The sequence below is a fragment of the Pseudomonas sp. GW823-FHT01D03 genome (genome assembly GCF_058798255.1).
The window spans coordinates 2,547,104-2,562,387 of sequence record NZ_JBXAKK010000001.1; the positions used below are offsets into that span (position 1 = coordinate 2,547,104).

The 15,284-nt window shown below is 61.0% G+C and carries 12 protein-coding genes; 6 read left to right on the forward strand and 6 right to left on the reverse strand.

The features are described 5' to 3' along the window. Nucleotides 1–374: 374 nt before the first annotated feature. Both AC1RBR_RS11240 and AC1RBR_RS11245 read left to right on the forward strand, forming a co-directional pair. On the forward strand, nt 375–2,030 hold the full coding sequence (locus AC1RBR_RS11240) for an MFS transporter (RefSeq protein ID WP_492564364.1): 1,656 nt from the start codon (nt 375–377) through the stop codon (nt 2,028–2,030). Beyond that, nucleotides 2,027–3,169: an HlyD family secretion protein gene (locus AC1RBR_RS11245; RefSeq protein ID WP_492564365.1), complete on the forward strand. Its 1,143-nt coding sequence runs from the start codon at nt 2,027–2,029 to the stop codon at nt 3,167–3,169. Before AC1RBR_RS11240 ends, AC1RBR_RS11245 begins: the two co-directional genes overlap by 4 nt. Nucleotides 3,170–3,287: 118 nt before the next feature. Here AC1RBR_RS11245 and copD read toward each other — a convergent pair whose 3' ends face one another. Further along, nucleotides 3,288–4,145, reverse strand: a complete 858-nt coding sequence (gene copD, locus AC1RBR_RS11250; RefSeq protein ID WP_492564367.1) for a copper homeostasis membrane protein CopD — start codon at nt 4,143–4,145, stop codon at nt 3,288–3,290. 3 nt (nt 4,146–4,148) lie between these two features. After that, nucleotides 4,149–4,511, reverse strand: a complete 363-nt coding sequence (gene copC, locus AC1RBR_RS11255; RefSeq protein WP_492564369.1) for a copper homeostasis periplasmic binding protein CopC — start codon at nt 4,509–4,511, stop codon at nt 4,149–4,151. A gap of 138 nt (nt 4,512–4,649) precedes the next feature. On the opposite strand from copC, the gene AC1RBR_RS11260 reads away from it, so the two are divergent. Continuing rightward, nucleotides 4,650–5,270, forward strand: coding sequence for a TetR/AcrR family transcriptional regulator (locus AC1RBR_RS11260; RefSeq protein ID WP_027613201.1), 621 nt, complete (start codon nt 4,650–4,652; stop codon nt 5,268–5,270). A gap of 118 nt (nt 5,271–5,388) precedes the next feature. Here the strand turns inward: AC1RBR_RS11260 and preA are convergent, their stop codons facing one another. The 3 genes from preA to hydA form a co-directional block, all read right to left on the reverse strand. Then, the gene (gene preA / locus AC1RBR_RS11265; protein ID WP_492564371.1) at nt 5,389–6,663 is read right to left on the reverse strand and encodes an NAD-dependent dihydropyrimidine dehydrogenase subunit PreA; all 1,275 of its coding nucleotides are present in this window, start codon (nt 6,661–6,663) and stop codon (nt 5,389–5,391) included. Next, complete coding sequence (locus AC1RBR_RS11270; RefSeq protein WP_492564373.1) at nt 6,664–8,031, reverse strand: NAD(P)-dependent oxidoreductase; 1,368 nt, start codon at nt 8,029–8,031, stop codon at nt 6,664–6,666. Between the two features lie 159 nt (nt 8,032–8,190). Further along, a complete protein-coding gene (hydA, locus tag AC1RBR_RS11275; RefSeq protein WP_115987420.1) occupies nt 8,191–9,630 on the reverse strand; it encodes a dihydropyrimidinase in 1,440 nt (479 codons plus the stop codon). A 624-nt stretch (nt 9,631–10,254) separates the two neighbouring features. On the opposite strand from hydA, the gene AC1RBR_RS11280 reads away from it, so the two are divergent. Both AC1RBR_RS11280 and AC1RBR_RS11285 read left to right on the forward strand, forming a co-directional pair. Continuing rightward, complete coding sequence (locus AC1RBR_RS11280) at nt 10,255–11,739, forward strand: NCS1 family nucleobase:cation symporter-1 (protein WP_492564375.1); 1,485 nt, start codon at nt 10,255–10,257, stop codon at nt 11,737–11,739. A gap of 143 nt (nt 11,740–11,882) precedes the next feature. Continuing rightward, nucleotides 11,883–13,166 carry a Zn-dependent hydrolase gene (locus tag AC1RBR_RS11285; RefSeq protein WP_492564377.1) on the forward strand — a complete coding sequence of 428 codons (1,284 nt, stop codon included), beginning with the start codon at nt 11,883–11,885 and terminating at the stop codon, nt 13,164–13,166. Nucleotides 13,167–13,279: 113 nt separating this feature from the next. Here the strand turns inward: AC1RBR_RS11285 and AC1RBR_RS11290 are convergent, their stop codons facing one another. Continuing rightward, nucleotides 13,280–13,489: a hypothetical protein gene (locus tag AC1RBR_RS11290; protein WP_095139658.1), complete on the reverse strand. Its 210-nt coding sequence runs from the start codon at nt 13,487–13,489 to the stop codon at nt 13,280–13,282. Between the two features lie 185 nt (nt 13,490–13,674). Here AC1RBR_RS11290 and AC1RBR_RS11295 point away from each other — a divergent pair, with 185 nt between their 5' ends. After that, nucleotides 13,675–15,171: a helix-turn-helix transcriptional regulator gene (locus AC1RBR_RS11295; RefSeq protein ID WP_492564379.1), complete on the forward strand. Its 1,497-nt coding sequence runs from the start codon at nt 13,675–13,677 to the stop codon at nt 15,169–15,171. Nucleotides 15,172–15,284: the final 113 nt, after the last annotated feature.

Consider the following 15,284-nt stretch of genomic DNA (forward strand, 5'->3'; position numbering starts at 1 on the left):
TGCATTTGTTGTTTTTATTATTTGTTATACGTCGTCGTACAACATGGTTGCGGATAGTTGCGAGGTTTTCCGCAAAAGTCAACAGGGCTTTTTACGACGAGTTTGCGCGAGGTGGCAGCCCTCCAAATGCGGCGAAGAGGGCTGTTTCGTTGCCCGGCGGGGGAAAAATCCGTTGCGGGCGAGAAGACCTTTAAACAGAATTTACCAATCCACCGCGGACCCTGTGGGAGCGGGCTTGCCCGCGATAGCGGTCTGCCAGTCAGCTTGTTGCCGAGCCGACTGCCGTCATCGCTGGCAAGCCAGCGCCCACAGGATTGTGGGTTTGCCGCAGGATTTGCGGCAAACTCCCGGCAACACATGCACAAGGCCTTTCAATGGATCGATACGCCCCGCGCAACTGGCAGCCTCACGAGAAGCCCAGTCTGCCCGGTTCCCCCTCGACGCCGCTGCACTCCAACCCCAAGCGCCTGGCCTATGCGCTGGTCGGGCTGCTGGTGGCGGTGACCGGTGGTTTGGGTAACTCGCTGGTGGTCGCCAACCTGCCTTACCTGCAAGGTGCGCTGGGTGCGACCACGGCGGAGATGGCCTGGCTGCCGGCTGCGTTTGTGATGACCAACGTGTCGATGAACCTGCTGCTGGTGAAGTTTCGTCAGCAGTTCGGCCTGCGTGCATTCACCGAAGTGTTTCTGGTGCTGTATGCACTAGTGACGTTCGGTCATCTGTTCGTCAACGACCTGAGCTCGGCCATCGCGGTGCGGGCGGCGCATGGCATGGTCGGTGCGGCGCTGAGTTCGCTGGGCCTGTATTACATGGTTCAGGCATTTCCGGCCAAGTGGCGGTTGAAGGCGCTGGTGCTGGGCCTCGGCGCCTCGCAACTGGCTTTGCCGCTGGCGCGATTGTTCTCCGAAGACTTGCTGCAGATTGCCGAATGGCGCGGCTTGTACTTGTTCGAATTGGGCATGGCCTTGCTGTCGCTGGGCTGCGTGCTGCTGCTCAAGTTGCCGCCCGGTGACCGCTTCAAAACCTTTGAACCGCTGGACTTTCTGACCTTCGCGATTCTCGCCAGTGGCGTGGCACTGCTGTGCGCGGTGTTGTCGCTGGGGCGCATCGACTGGTGGCTGGAAGCCAATTGGATCGGCTACGCGCTGGCGGCCTCGATTGCCCTGATCCTCGCCGGCCTGGCGATCGAGCACAATCGCAGCAACCCGATGCTGATGACCCGCTGGCTCGGTAGCGGCACGATGATCCGCCTGGCGCTGGCGGTGACCCTGATTCGCATGGTTACCTCGGAACAGTCCACCGGCGCCGTCGGTTTCATGCAGAACCTCAACATGGGTTATGAGCAGTTGCACAGCCTGTACGTGGTGATGCTGATCGGCAGCATCGCCGGGTTGGCGACCAGCGCCCTGACCATCGACCCCAAGCACCTGCTGATGCCGCTGATCATCTCGCTGGCGCTGATGGCCACCGGTTCGGTGATGGACAGCTTTTCCAACAACCTGACCCGCCCGCAAAACCTGTATTTCAGTCAGTTTCTGCTGGCCTTCGGCAGCACGTTTTTTCTGGGACCGACCATGGTTTTCGGCACCCGCAACGTGCTGACCAACCCACGTAATCTGGTGAGTTTTTCGGTGTTGTTCGGGATCTGCAACAACCTCGGTGGCCTGCTCGGCGCGGCGTTGTTGGGTACGTTCCAGATCGTGCGCGAGAAATTTCATTCCAGCCATCTGGTCGAGCACCTGACGCTGTCCGATCCGTTGGTGGCTGCCCGCGTACAGAGCGGCGGGTCGGCGGTCGGCTCGGTGCTGGCCGACCCCAGCCTGCGCAACCTGCAGGGCATTCGCAGCCTGGCGAATGCCGCGACTCGCGAAGCCAACGTGCTGGCCTATAACGATGTATTCATGCTGATCGCCGTGATTGCGGTGCTGACCATGATCTGGCTGTCCATTCGTGCGCTGTGGCTGATGAGCACCACCAAAGCCGTCGACCCCGCGCCTTCCGTACCTTCTAGCGGTGCCTCCAATTCATGACCGAACCGACTACCACAACCACCAATGCCATCGCCGCCACCCCGGAAGGCGTGGCGCCGCCGTCTTCGCCGAACACCGAGCCGCGCTCGTTGCGGGTGCGGATCATCTCGTCGCTGGGCTTTGCCGCGATTGCCGTCGTCGGCGTGCTGATCGTGCTCTACGCCTGGCAGTTGCCGCCGTTCAGCAGCGCGGTCGAGACCACCGAAAACGCCCTGGTGCGCGGCCAGGTGACGATCATCGGCCCGCAGCTCAGTGGCTACGTGTTTGAGGTGCCGGTGCAGGACTTCCAGTACGTGAAGACCGGCGACTTGCTGGTGCGTCTGGACGACCGGATTTATCAGCAGCGCCTCGATCAGGCGCTGGCGCAACTGGCGGTGCAGAAGGCTGCGCTGGCCAACGTGGTGCAGCAACGCAACAGCGCCGAAGCGACGATCAAACTGCGTCAGGCGGTGGTGGCTGACAGCGAGGCGCAGTTGCGCAAAAGCGAGGCGGATCTGCGCCGTAACAAGGAGCTGGTGAGTGACGGCTCGGTGTCGAAACGCGAGATGGACGTGGCGCTCGCGGCCAATGCGCAGAGCATTGCGGCGGTGGCGCAGGCCAAGGCCAATCTGGAAATCGCCCGGCAGGATCTGCAAACGGTGATCGTCAATCGCGGCTCGCTGGAAGCCGCAGTGGCCAGCGCTGAAGCGGCGGTGCAACTGGCGCGGATCGATTTGTCGAATACGCGCATTGTTGCCCCGCGTGACGGCCAGCTCGGACAGATCGGCGTGCGTCTGGGCGCTTACGTCAACTCCGGGGCGCAGTTGATGGCGTTGGTGCCGAACCAGAAATGGGTGATCGCCAACATGAAGGAAACCCAGATGAACAACGTGCGCGTCGGGCAGCCGGTGCGCTTCACCGTCGATGCGCTGAACCACCGCAAGTTCACCGGCCATGTGCAGCATATTTCGCCCGGCACCGGTTCGGAATTCGCCCTGTTACAGGCCGACAACGCCACCGGCAACTTCGTGAAAATCGCCCAGCGCGTGCCGGTGCGGATCACCATCGATGAGGGGCAGCAGGAAGAGGAACGCTTGCGCCCGGGGATGTCGGTGGTCGTCAGCATCGACACCGCAGCGGGCGATACACAACCGCATTGACCTGCGCAGATCAAAAATGTGGGAGCGGGCTTGCTCGCGAAAGCGGTGTGTCAGGCGATATTTTCGTATCTGACACACCGCTTTCGCGAGCAAGCCCGCTCCCACACTCAGATTGGGTTTATCCAGCAATCATCGGCGGCAGTGTGCCGAGCAGGGAGACGGCTGCAACAGCACCCATGCCCAGCAACCATTCCAGCAGCACACTGCGTTTGAGCGTGCCCATCCGCTCTTCGCAATCATCAATCCGCAAGCGGTTGAACAACGCCAGCGCGAGCATGCCCAGCACCAGCAACGCCTTGATCAGCAGAATCAAGGCAAAGCCTGCAAACAGCGGCGTCGGCCACCATTGCCCGGTCAGCACGCGCACGTTGATCAACCCGGTGATCAGCAGCCCGCCAACGATCGCATAACCGACACCGCTGAAGCGCTGCAGGATCCGGCCCATCGCTGCGCCTGGCTGGCGCAGGATCAACACCAGCAGCAACAAGCCGCCAAGCCATGCGGCGACGCAGGTCAGGTGGACGATCTGGTTGAGGATCAGCAGTTGCCCGCTGAGGCCGTCGAGCATTGCGCCGTGACCGACCGGCGCCAGGGTCGCCAGGAGCAGCGCGCTCAAGCCCAGGCGCAACGCCAGGCTTGATCGCCAGGGCGTGAACAGCAACGCCAGCAACAGCGCGTTGATCAGCAGCTGCCAACGCCAGACCTGGCCGAAAAAGGTGTTGCCGAGCACCACGCCAATGGTCGTCGGGTCGAACGCGGCCGCCGCCGAACCGGCCATGCTCGCGGTGATCAACAGTGCCCAGGTCACACCGCTGAGCAGCGCAATCGCCGTCAGCCAGCGCGCCATTCGCGCTTGTTGCCGATCCAGTGTCGGCACTGGCGCCTTGAGCAGCAGCGGCCGAAACAGCCAGGCGCCGAACAGCATCAACACCGCGCTGAAATGCACAAAGCGGCACAGCACCAGCGCTTCACTCATGAATTACTGGCCAACCCTGAACTGGTAGGCGCCTTCGCTTTTGTGCGTGTCGACCGACACCGCGTGCCATTCGACTTTGTATTCACCGGCGGCGAGTGGTGTGGCGGGGGTGACGATCAGGGTTTTCTTGTCGCCTTCGGTGGTCAGCGGTTTGATCGCGACCGGGGCGCCATCGTGGGTCAGGCTGACTTTGGTGAAACTGGCTTCGACGCCTTCAGAAAAGGTCAGGCGCAGATCGGCCGGAGCGGCGACGGTGCTGTCGGCGGCCGGGGTCTGGCTTTTCAAGTGGGCGTGGGCGAAAACCGAAGATGCGGCGAACAGCGAAGCGAGCAGGGCAGTGGTGGTCAGGACGTTCTTGAACAGCATCGCGGATACCTCTGAGGCAGGACAAAGAAGCGCCAGTTTAGCCATGCGCAGACCTTCGTACGAAGTTTTGTTTGCAGCGGTCGCCCCGAGGCCAGAGCGGATGCTAGTCTTCAGCAACGTCGTTGTCAGGGAGCCCTCATGGGCAATCACAAGATCGAGATCCGTCGCAGTAACGTCGAGAAAATCCTGCTCGCGGCGGAAAAAGTCTTCGCCGAAAAAGGCTTCGGCGGCACCGCCATGGCCGACATCGCGGCCGAAGTGCAACTGCCGCGATCCAACCTGCATTACTACTTCTCGACCAAGAGCGAACTGTACAGCGCGGTGCTGTTCGACCTGCTGGAAGTGTGGAAGCAGGATGCACTGTGCTTCGAGATGTTCGATGACCCGCGCGTGGTGCTGAGCAGCTACATCCGCGCCAAGATGAACCACTCGCGCAGCCGGCCTTATGGTTCGAAAGTCTGGGCCAACGAGATCATCCACGGCGCGCCAACATTAGGTGAGGCGCTGGATCTGAGCCTGTATGACTGGGCGAAAATGAAGGAAGCGAAGATCCGCCAATGGGTCGAGGACAAGCGGATTCTGCCGGTGGAGCCGTCGAGCCTGCTGTACATGATCTGGGCCTCGACCCAGCATTACGCCGACTTCGATCATCAGGTGAATATTCTGAACGAGCATCAGCCGCTGTCGGACATGCAGTTCGAGCGGGCGGTGCAGACGGTGACCAGTGTGATCTTGCGCGGGATCGGGTTGGAGCCCTGATATATGAGTTGAAGCGGCTGGCCTCTTCGCGAGCAAGCTCGCTCCCACAGTTTTGAAATGCATTCCAGATGTGGGAGCGGGCTTGCTCGCGAAGGCGTGAGTTCAGACGCTACCTGCCCTAAGCTGAGACATGGTACGGATTGCGCGGATCATGATTCCAGTCCAGAAACGGCTTGCCGGTTTCCATCGGCACCATCTCGATACAGTCCGCCACCGGACAAGTGATCTGGCACAAGTTGCACCCCACACACTCCTCATCGATCACTTCATATTTGTGTGTGCCGTCAGCCTGTTTCAGGCTGCTGATCGCCTGGTGTGAAGTGTCTTCGCAAGCAATGTGGCAACGCCCGCAACCGATGCACGCGTCCTGGTCGATCCTGGCGATGACCTGATAGTTGATGTCGAGGTACTTCCAGTCGGTGGTATTGCCCACTGCGCGCCCGGAAAACTCGGCGATGTTGGCGTAGCCCTGACTGTCCATCCAGCGCGACAGCCCGTCCTTCATCTCCTCGACAATCCGGAACCCGTGGAGCATCGCCGCCGTGCAAACCTGCACCGCGCCGCTGCCCAGCGCCATGAACTCCGCCGCGTCACGCCAACTGCCGATGCCACCAATGCCGCAGATCGGCAGGCCTTGAGTCTGCGAATCACGGGCGATCTCGGCGACCATGTTCAGCGCGATCGGTTTGACGGCCGAGCCACAGTAACCGCCGTGGGTGCTTTTGCTGCCGACGGTGGGCAGGGCGACCATGTGTTCCAGGTCGACGCTGGTGATCGAGTTGATGGTGTTGATCAGCGACACCGCATCGGCGCCCCCGCGATGCGCAGCGCGGGCGGCGACACGGATGTCGGTGATGTTCGGTGTCAGTTTGACGATCACCGGTAGCGAGCAATAGGTCTTGCACCAGCGCGTCACCTGCTCGACGTACTCCGGCACCTGACCCACCGCTGCGCCCATGCCGCGCTCGGGCATGCCGTGCGGGCAACCGAAATTCAGCTCGATGCCGTCGGCACCGGTGGCTTCCACCAGCGGCAGGATGTGTTTCCACGACTCCTCGACGCACGGCACCATCAGCGAGACGATCAGCGCACGATCCGGCCAATCCTTCTTGACCTGAGTGATCTCGCGCAGGTTGATCTCCAGCGAGCGGTCGGTGATCAGTTCGATGTTGTTGATGCCCAGCACTTCACGGTTGTTGCCGTAGTGTGCCGAGTAGCGCGACGAGACGTTGACCGCTGCCGGGTCCTCGCCGAGGGTTTTCCAGACCACGCCACCCCAGCCGGCCTCGAAGGCGCGAACCACGTTGTAGGCCTTGTCGGTCGGTGGCGCGGAGGCCAGCCAGAAGGGATTGGGCGCTTTGATGCCGGCGAAGACTATCGAGAGATCGGCCATTTATGCAGCCTCCACGTTGAGCATCAGTTGCGCGTTGATCGCCTCGGCGGCGAGTTTGCCGTGCTGTACCGCTTGCACGGTGAGGTCCTGATCGAGGCTGGTGCAGTCGCCGCCGGCATACACGCCGGGAATGCTGGTGCGCAGGTTGTCATCGACCTGAATCCGTTCGCCCTGACGCTTGAGTTCACGGGCCAGCGGGTCGGCGAGGGCGCTGCTGTCGAAGGCCTGGCCGATGGCTTTGAAGATCGCGTCGGCGGCCAGTTCGAAGGTCTCCCCAGTGGTTTGCAGACGACCGTCGACCAGTTGCGTGCGGGCGAAACGCATGCCGCGCACCTTGCCTTGCGCGTCGAGCAGCACTTCCTCCGGTTGCGCCCAGGTCAACAGACGCACCTGACTGGCTTTGGCGATGTCTTGTTCGTGACCGGTGGCGCCCATGTCCGCCGCACCCCGGCGATACACCAGATTCACGTCACGCGCTCCGAGGCGGGCCATTTGCACGGCCATGTCGATCGCGGTGTTGCCGGCGCCGAGGACGATGCAGCGTTCGGCCAGTGGCAGTTGCGTCAGGTCATCGGCCTGGCGCAGTTCGCGGATGTAGTCGGTGGCGGCGAGCAGGCCAGGGGCGTCTTCGTGCGGCAGGCCGAGCTGTTTGCTGGCGTTGAGGCCGAGGCCGAGGAACACCGCGTCGAACTGCTGATGCAGCTCGCTGAGGGTCAGATTCTCGCCGAGTTTCTGCCCATGACGGATTTCGATGCCGCCGATCTGCAGAAGGAAATCCAGCTCCTTCTGCGCGTAGTCGTCGACCAGTTTGTACTTGGCGATCCCGTATTCATTGAGGCCGCCAGCCTTCTCCCGTGCTTCGAAAATCACCACGTCATGCCCGTGCATCGCGCTGCGGTGAGCGCAGGACAAACCTGCTGGCCCGGCGCCGACCACGGCGATGCGCTTGCCGGTGGTGGCGGCGCGCTGAAACGGGTGCTCGGTGAAGTGTGCGTTGTCCACGGCGTAGCGTTGCAGCAGGCCGATCAGTACCGGCGCGCATTCCTGGGCGTTGTTGCGCACGCAGGCTTGCTGACAAAGAATTTCCGTCGGACAGACCCGGGCGCAACTGCCGCCGAGGATGTTCGCCGAAAGAATTTTCTGCGCCGCACCGGGCACGTTGTCCTGATGGATGTTGCGGATGAACGACGGAATATCGATCTCGCTCGGGCATGCGTTGACGCATGGCGCGTCGTAGCAATACAGGCAGCGCGACGCTTCCAGATGCGCCTGCCGGGCGTTGAGCGGTGGCGCCAGATCAGTGAAATGGCCGGCGAGGGCGGCCGCGCTTTCGTGCGGGTGCGGGAGATGGTTCAGGGTCTCGATCACGGTTTTTTGCCTCACGGTTATTGAGGTTCTCTGCCTCTGATGGGCAGTGGTTTTTTTTGTTGTCTGAACTGGCGCTATCGCGAGCAGGCTCACTCCTACAATTGGAATGCGTACACCTGTAGGAGTGAGCCTGCTCGCGATGAGGCCGAAGGCCTCGCTTTAGCGCTTAACGGCAGTCGGGCGATGTTGCTCAGCCCGCTTGCTCAGCAAATCAAACACCGCCGGATACGCCGGTCGTTCGACATAGCGCCCGGCCCCACGCTCGGCGCGCAGGTCGCCGTCGGCCCAGACCACTTTGCCCTGGCTGACGGTATGGCTCGGCACGCCGCGCACGGTCTTGCCTTCGAAGATGTTGAAGTCCACCTGCTGATGGTGGGTCTTGGCGGAAATGGTGCGGGTGCCTTGCGGATCCCACAGCACCAGATCGGCATCGGCGCCGACGCGGATCGCGCCTTTGCGCGGGTAGAGGTTGAAGATTTTCGCGGTGTTGGTGGAGGTGAGGGCGACGAAATCCTGCATCGACAAACGACCACTGTTGACGCCTTCATCCCACAACACCGCCATGCGATCTTCAATGCCGGCGGTGCCGTTGGGGATCTTGCTGAAGTCATCGCGCCCGGCGGCTTTTTGCTCGGCGCAGAAGCAGCAGTGGTCGGTGGCGGTGGTGTGCAGATTGCCGCTTTGCAGGCCATGCCACAGCGCCTCTTGATGACCGCGCGGACGGAACGGCGGGCTCATCACGTAACCGGCAGCGGTCTGCCAGTCCGGGTGTTGATAGACGCTGTCGTCGAGCAGCAAATGCCCGGCGAGGACTTCGCCATACACCGGTTGGCCTTTGCTGCGCGCATAGGTGATTTCGTCGAGGGCTTCCTTGGTCGAAACGTGCACCAGGTACAACGGCGTGCCGATGGTTTCAGCGATACGGATCGCCCGGCTCGCCGCTTCGCCTTCCACCTGCGAGGGCCGCGACAGCGGATGCGCCTCCGGCCCGGTGATGCCCTGGGCCATCAACTTGCGTTGCAGGTGATAAACCAGTTCGCCGTTTTCCGCGTGCACGGTGGGCACGGCGCCGAGTTCCAGGCAGCGTTCGAAACTGGCCACCAGCGTGTCGTCGGCGGCCATGATCGCGTTCTTGTAGGCCATGAAATGCTTGAAGCTGTTGATCCCGTGATGGCTGACCAGCTCGGCCATTTCCTCACGCACCTGTTCGCTCCACCAGGTGATCGCGACGTGGAAGCCATAGTCCGACGCGGATTTTTCCGCCCAGCCGCGCCACTGGTGAAACGCTTCCATCAGTGACTGCTGCGGATTGGGAATCACGAAATCGATGATCGACGTGGTGCCGCCGGCCAGACCTGCGGCAGTGCCGCTGTAGAAATCTTCACTGGCCACGGTGCCCATGAAGGGCAGTTGCATGTGGGTGTGTGGATCGATGCCGCCGGGCATCAGGTATTGGCCGCTGCCGTCGAGCACTTCGGCACCGGCGGGAACATCCAGGTTCTGACCAATGGCTTTGATCACGCCGTCGGCGCAATAGACGTCGGCGCGATAACTTTCATCATGGGTAACAACGGTGGCGCCACGGATCAACAGAGACATTCCGAGTTCCTCGCAGGCATGACCGACTTGTGCCGGTTCTAAATGTTTTATTGATGTACAACGCTGATCGGCGTATTCCTGTCAGCGCTGTCAGGAATAGAAACTAGTCGCAGTTTTGCAATTGATCAAGATTATTTTTTATAAGCTTATGACAGTTTTAACTGTATGAAAAATAACGATAAAAAACCTAAATCACCAAAATGGTGAGGCTGTTCACCATTTTGACGCACTTGACAGGATGGAAATATGAGCAAGATTTCCTATGTGAAATCAGCCGCTTGAAGTTGAGCTGCGGTTGAGCGCCCGTGATGAAAAAAAGTGCAGTGCACCAGATTGAGTCCTGACAGTTCGAACAACTTGGCAAACGTTTGGCCTGAGCGTGCAGACAAGTTTTCGCGGACTCTTTCGGTGAATAATTAAAACCGAGCAATATCAGAAAGTTGCAATGTGTTTGAACCACGGCCCTACCGTCAAGCGGGGCACCCGGCACGTTTATTGATGCCGCCGCTGACACCATGGCCGGTACACGAAAGTTGTCAGTTCCTCCGGCCATCGTCCGGCTCGCACCCCGGTGTGCAGCCGCCTGATGAGCAAAAAAATAATCAGAAGAACAGTGGAGCGGCCATGCAACAGATCAGATCGCAAATGACCGAGCGCGACGGCTTGTTCGAACTCGAAGCCGGCAGCGACGTCCTCGACAGTCCCCGTTACAACCACGACATGGCACCGACCAAGGTGCGCGAACGAACCTGGAACAAATGGCACATCACCGCGCTGTGGGTCGGCATGTCGATCTGCGTGCCGACTTACACCCTCGGCGGCGTGCTGACGGCGTACTTCGGCCTGACCGTTGGTGAGGCGCTGCTGGCGATTCTTTTCGCCAACATCATCGTGTTGATTCCCCTGACGCTCAACGCCTTTCCCGGCACCAAGTACGGCATTCCGTTTCCGGTATTGCTGCGCTCTTCATTCGGTATTCTCGGTTCCAATGTGCCGTGCCTGATTCGTGCGCTGGTGGCGTGCGGCTGGTTCGGCATCCAGACCATGTTCGGCGGGCTGGCGATTCACCTGTTTCTCGGCTCGGTGTTCGAGGGCTGGAAATCCCTCGGCGGCACGGGGGAGGTGATCGGCTTCATGATCTTCTGGGCGCTGAACCTGTGGGTAGTGATCCGTGGCGCCGAGTCGATCAAGTGGCTGGAAACCCTGTCGGCGCCGCTGCTGGTAGCGGTCGGCATCGGTCTGCTGGTGTGGGCGATGCCCAATGTGTCGATGACCGAGTTGCTGGCGATTCCGCCCAAGCGTCCTGAAGGCGCCAGCGTGGTCAGCTACTTCGCCGCCGGGCTGACGGCGATGGTCGGTTTCTGGGCCACGCTGTCGCTGAACATTCCCGACTTCAGTCGCTACGCCAAGAGCCAGAAGGACCAGATACTCGGGCAGATTTTCGGCCTGCCGCTGACCATGTTCCTGTTCGCTGCGCTGGGGGTGGTGATGACCGCCGCGTCGGTGAAACTGGTCGGCGTGACCGTGTCGGATCCGGTGAGCCTGATCGGCCATATCCAGAGCCCGGTGTGGGTCGCGGTGGCCATGGCGCTGATCATCGTCGCCACCCTGTCGACCAACACCGCAGCGAACATCGTCTCGCCGACCAACGACTTCCAGAACATCGCGCCCAAGGTGATCAATCGCACCAAAGCGGTGTTGCTCACTGGCTTGGTCGGGCTGGCGTTGATGGCTCACGAGCTGCTGAAAAAACTCGGGCTGATTGTTTCCGATGTCAGCCTGGAAACCGTGTATTCCAACTGGCTGCTCGGCTATTCGAGCCTGCTCGGGCCGATCGCCGGGATCATGGTGGTGGACTATTTCCTGATCAAGAAACAGCAACTGGACTTGGCCGGGCTGTACCGCGACGACGTATATCCGGCATGGAACTGGGCTGGGTTTACCGCGTTTGGCGTGCCGGTGGTGCTGACCTTGCTGTCGCTGGGCAGCGATGCGTTCAGCTGGTTTTACAGCTATGGCTGGTTTACCGGTTCGGCGCTGGGCGGGGTGATTTATTACGGGTTGTGCGTGATGCGGGCGCAGCCTTCGGTCGTGAAATCGGCGGTGTAGCGGAGGGCGCTTTCGCGAGCAAGCCCGCTCCCACAGGGTGAACGCATTCTAAATGTGGGAGCGGGCTTGCTCGCGAAGACGGCCTCAAATACACACAAGAACTGCCTGAAGAAACTCATAAAAAACTGCCTGAGGAGATCAACATGAACGCAGCCGTAGACGTTCTGCAATCCACCCATCAGCACATCAACCGCGACCGGCTCTGGGCCTCGCTCATGGAGCTGGCCAAGCTCGGCGCCACGGTCAAGGGCGGGGTCTGTCGCCTGGCCCTGACCGAACTCGACCGTCAGGCCCGCGACCTGTTCGTGCAGTGGTGCAAGGACGCCGGGTGCAGCGTCACGGTGGATGAAGTCGGCAACATCTTCGCCCGTCGCCCGGGACGCAATCCGAACCTGCCGCCGGTGATGACCGGCAGTCACATCGACACCCAGCCCACCGGCGGCAAGTTCGATGGCTGCTTCGGCGTGCTCGCCGGCGTCGAAGTGCTGCGTACCCTCAATGACCTCAGCGTGGAAACCGAAGCGCCGCTGGAAGTGGTGGTCTGGACCAACGAAGAAGGCTCGCGCTTCGCCCCGTGCATGATGGGCTCCGGGGTGTTCGCCGAGAAATTCACCCTTGAAGAAACTCTGGCTAAAGTCGACGCCGAGGGCATCACCGTGGGCGAAGCGCTCAACGCCATTGGTTACGCCGGATCACGCAAAGTCAGCGGGCATCAAGTCGGCGCCTACTTCGAAGCACACATCGAACAAGGCCCGATCCTCGAAGACGAGCAGAAAACCATCGGCGTGGTACTCGGCGCCCTCGGGCAGAAGTGGTTCGATCTGAAGCTACGCGGCGTCGAAGCCCACGCCGGGCCAACGCCGATGCACCTGCGCAAGGATGCCTTGGTCGGCGCCTCGGTAATCGTCGGTGCGGTCAACCGCGCGGCCCTCGGTCATCAGCCCCACGCCTGCGGCACCGTCGGTTGCCTGCAAGCCTATCCCGGCTCGCGCAACGTCATCCCCGGCGAAGTGCGCATGACCCTCGACTTCCGCCATCTGCAGCCAGAACGTCTGGACTCGATGATCGCCGAGGTGAAGCAGGTCATCGACGCCACCTGCGAAGAACACGGCCTGACCTATGAACTGACCCCGACGGCCGACTTTCCGCCGCTGTACTTCGAAAAGGGCTGCGTCGAGGCGGTACGCGGCGCGGCAAAAGGTCTGGGCCTGTCGCACATGGACATCGTCAGCGGTGCCGGGCATGACGCCATCTTCCTCGCTGAACTCGGCCCGGCCGGGATGATCTTCGTGCCGTGCGAGGGCGGGATCAGCCACAACGAAATCGAGAATGCCGCGCCGGACGATCTGGCGGCCGGGTGTGCGGTGTTGTTGCGGGCGATGCTGGCGGCTTCGGCGATGGTGGCAGCGGGGCAGCGCGCGGCTTGAATATCAAAAGATCGCAGCCTGCGGCAGCTCCTACAGTGGGATTGCGTTCAACTTGTAGGAGCTGCCGCAGGCTGCGATCTTTTAGTGTTCACCTGTAGGAACGTCTGGTTTGATCAACCGGGCCGGTCATTTTTGCCGGCAGTGCCCTGGCGTCGGTCAGAGCCGTTGGGGTTGCCCAAATCCAGCAACCGTCGTTCGACCAGGACATTCTCCAGTGCCTGACGCTCGACCGGCGCCATTTGGTGTTCGCGCTTTTTCAGCTCCAGCAGAATCGGGCTGGACCAGGTGCGATAAGTCTGTTCGATGTTGCGACGCGACGTCATCAGTCTCTCCTTGATCAAGAGCCCGGTATAGCTGGCAGGGGCTCAATCCGATGAGGAGTTAACGTTAGTCGACAATCCCTGAAGTCGCGAATCCTGCAGGGTTTTGTGGTGTTGTCGAACTGCTCGGCACGATCACGAACGCCCGCGGTCGTAATCTTCACACGCGAATTCCCTGTGGAGATCCAATGAGCCAGGAAGTCCTGACCACCGAAACCAACCGTCGCCAGTTGCAGCAGATCATCGCCGGGCTGTCCGACGGGGTGATTCTGCTTGAGCTTGATCAGAGCATCCTCTGGGCCAATGAGGCGGCGCTGGCCATGCACGGTGTCAGCCGGATCGGGGAGCTCGGCATTAATGCCGATGAGTACGCCAAGCGGTTCACTCTGCGTTATCGCAACAATCACCTGTTACCGCCCGAGAACTATCCGATCAGCCGCGTCGCGCGCTGTGAAGTGTTCAGCGACCTACTGATCGAGATGCATGCCGTGGATGACCCGGAACGGGTCTGGGTGCACAGTGTGCGCAGCATGGTGCTGACCGACCGCGAAGGGCAGCCGGAGTCACTGGTGCTGATCATGAGCGACGTCACTGATTGGGCCAACGCCGAGCAGCGCTTCGAAAAGACCTTCAATGCCAACCCGGCGCCGGCGGTCATCTGCCGCCTCAGCGATTTGCGCTACATCAAGGTCAATCCGGGGTTTCTGGAGATGACCGGTTACACCCGCGACCAGGTGATCGGCACCTCGGCTTATGAAATCGATATTTTCGAGCAGGCCGAGCAAAGGGATCTGGCGATCCAGCGCTTGCGCGACGTGGCGACCATTCCGCAGATGCAGGCTCAATTGCGTCTGCCCGAGGGCGGCAGCAAGCAAGTGATCGTCGCCGGGCAACCGTTGGTGCTCAATGATGAAGATTGCATGCTGTTTTCCTTTGTCGACATGGAGCTGCGCCACAAGGCCGAAGTCGCGCTGCGTCAGAGTGAAGAGCGCTTTGCCAAGGCGTTCCGCCTGACTCCGGTGCCGATTCTGATCTGCACCGCCGACGAGCAGCAGGTGATCGATGTCAATCAGGCGTTTCTCGACACCCTGGCTTACGCCAACGACGATGTCGTGGGCAAAACCGTGACCCAGCTGAATTTCATTGACGACGATGGCGCCCGGGCCCGACTGCTGACCGCACTGGCGAAAAGTGGACGATTGGACCGGGTCGATGTGCGGGTGCGCAAGAAGGACGCGGATCTGCTGGAGTGCGCGGTATCGGCCGACACCGTGAATATCCAGGACACGCCGTGCTATCTGCTGGTGCTGATGGACATCACCGAGCGCAAGCGCACCGAGCTGGAGCTGGTGGCGGCGATTGAAGAGGTGATGAAAGACGCTTCGTGGTTCAGCCGGACGCTGATCGAAAAACTGGCCAATGTGAAGAAGGTCAACTCGCCGCAACTGCCGAGCGTGTCGTTTACTGATCTGACGGCGCGGGAGCGCGACGTACTGGGACTGATCTGCGAAGGGCTGGCTGACAAGGAGATCGCCGCACGCCTGAAACTCGCGCCGAACACCGTGCGCAATCATGTGGCGACCGTGTATTCCAAGCTTGATGTGCACAGTCGCAGCGAGGCGATTGTCTGGGCGCGGGAGCGTGGTCTGTTTTCCGGTGAATGGAACGGGAAGGGGCAACGGTAGGTGCAAATGCACTAGTTGATACGGTGCAAATGGAGGTTTTGGTGGGGTGGGGCAGTTCTTAGTCTGGTGGCGTGCGATACGAGCCTGTCGGCTCGGGATCGTCTCCCTTCGAA

What these genes read in the sequence shown, in the direction of transcription:
- AC1RBR_RS11240 (WP_492564364.1), top strand. Translation starts at nt 375, where the DNA reads ATGGATCGATACGCCCCGCGCAACTGGCAGCCTCACGAGAAGCCCAGT.
- AC1RBR_RS11245 (WP_492564365.1), top strand. Translation starts at nt 2,027, where the DNA reads ATGACCGAACCGACTACCACAACCACCAATGCCATCGCCGCCACCCCG.
- copD (WP_492564367.1), bottom strand. Translation starts at nt 4,145, where the DNA reads ATGAGTGAAGCGCTGGTGCTGTGCCGCTTTGTGCATTTCAGCGCGGTG.
- copC (WP_492564369.1), bottom strand. Translation starts at nt 4,511, where the DNA reads ATGCTGTTCAAGAACGTCCTGACCACCACTGCCCTGCTCGCTTCGCTG.
- AC1RBR_RS11260 (WP_027613201.1), top strand. Translation starts at nt 4,650, where the DNA reads ATGGGCAATCACAAGATCGAGATCCGTCGCAGTAACGTCGAGAAAATC.
- preA (WP_492564371.1), bottom strand. Translation starts at nt 6,663, where the DNA reads ATGGCCGATCTCTCGATAGTCTTCGCCGGCATCAAAGCGCCCAATCCC.
- hydA (WP_115987420.1), bottom strand. Translation starts at nt 9,630, where the DNA reads ATGTCTCTGTTGATCCGTGGCGCCACCGTTGTTACCCATGATGAAAGT.
- AC1RBR_RS11280 (WP_492564375.1), top strand. Translation starts at nt 10,255, where the DNA reads ATGCAACAGATCAGATCGCAAATGACCGAGCGCGACGGCTTGTTCGAA.
- AC1RBR_RS11285 (WP_492564377.1), top strand. Translation starts at nt 11,883, where the DNA reads ATGAACGCAGCCGTAGACGTTCTGCAATCCACCCATCAGCACATCAAC.
- AC1RBR_RS11290 (WP_095139658.1), bottom strand. Translation starts at nt 13,489, where the DNA reads ATGACGTCGCGTCGCAACATCGAACAGACTTATCGCACCTGGTCCAGC.
- AC1RBR_RS11295 (WP_492564379.1), top strand. Translation starts at nt 13,675, where the DNA reads ATGAGCCAGGAAGTCCTGACCACCGAAACCAACCGTCGCCAGTTGCAG.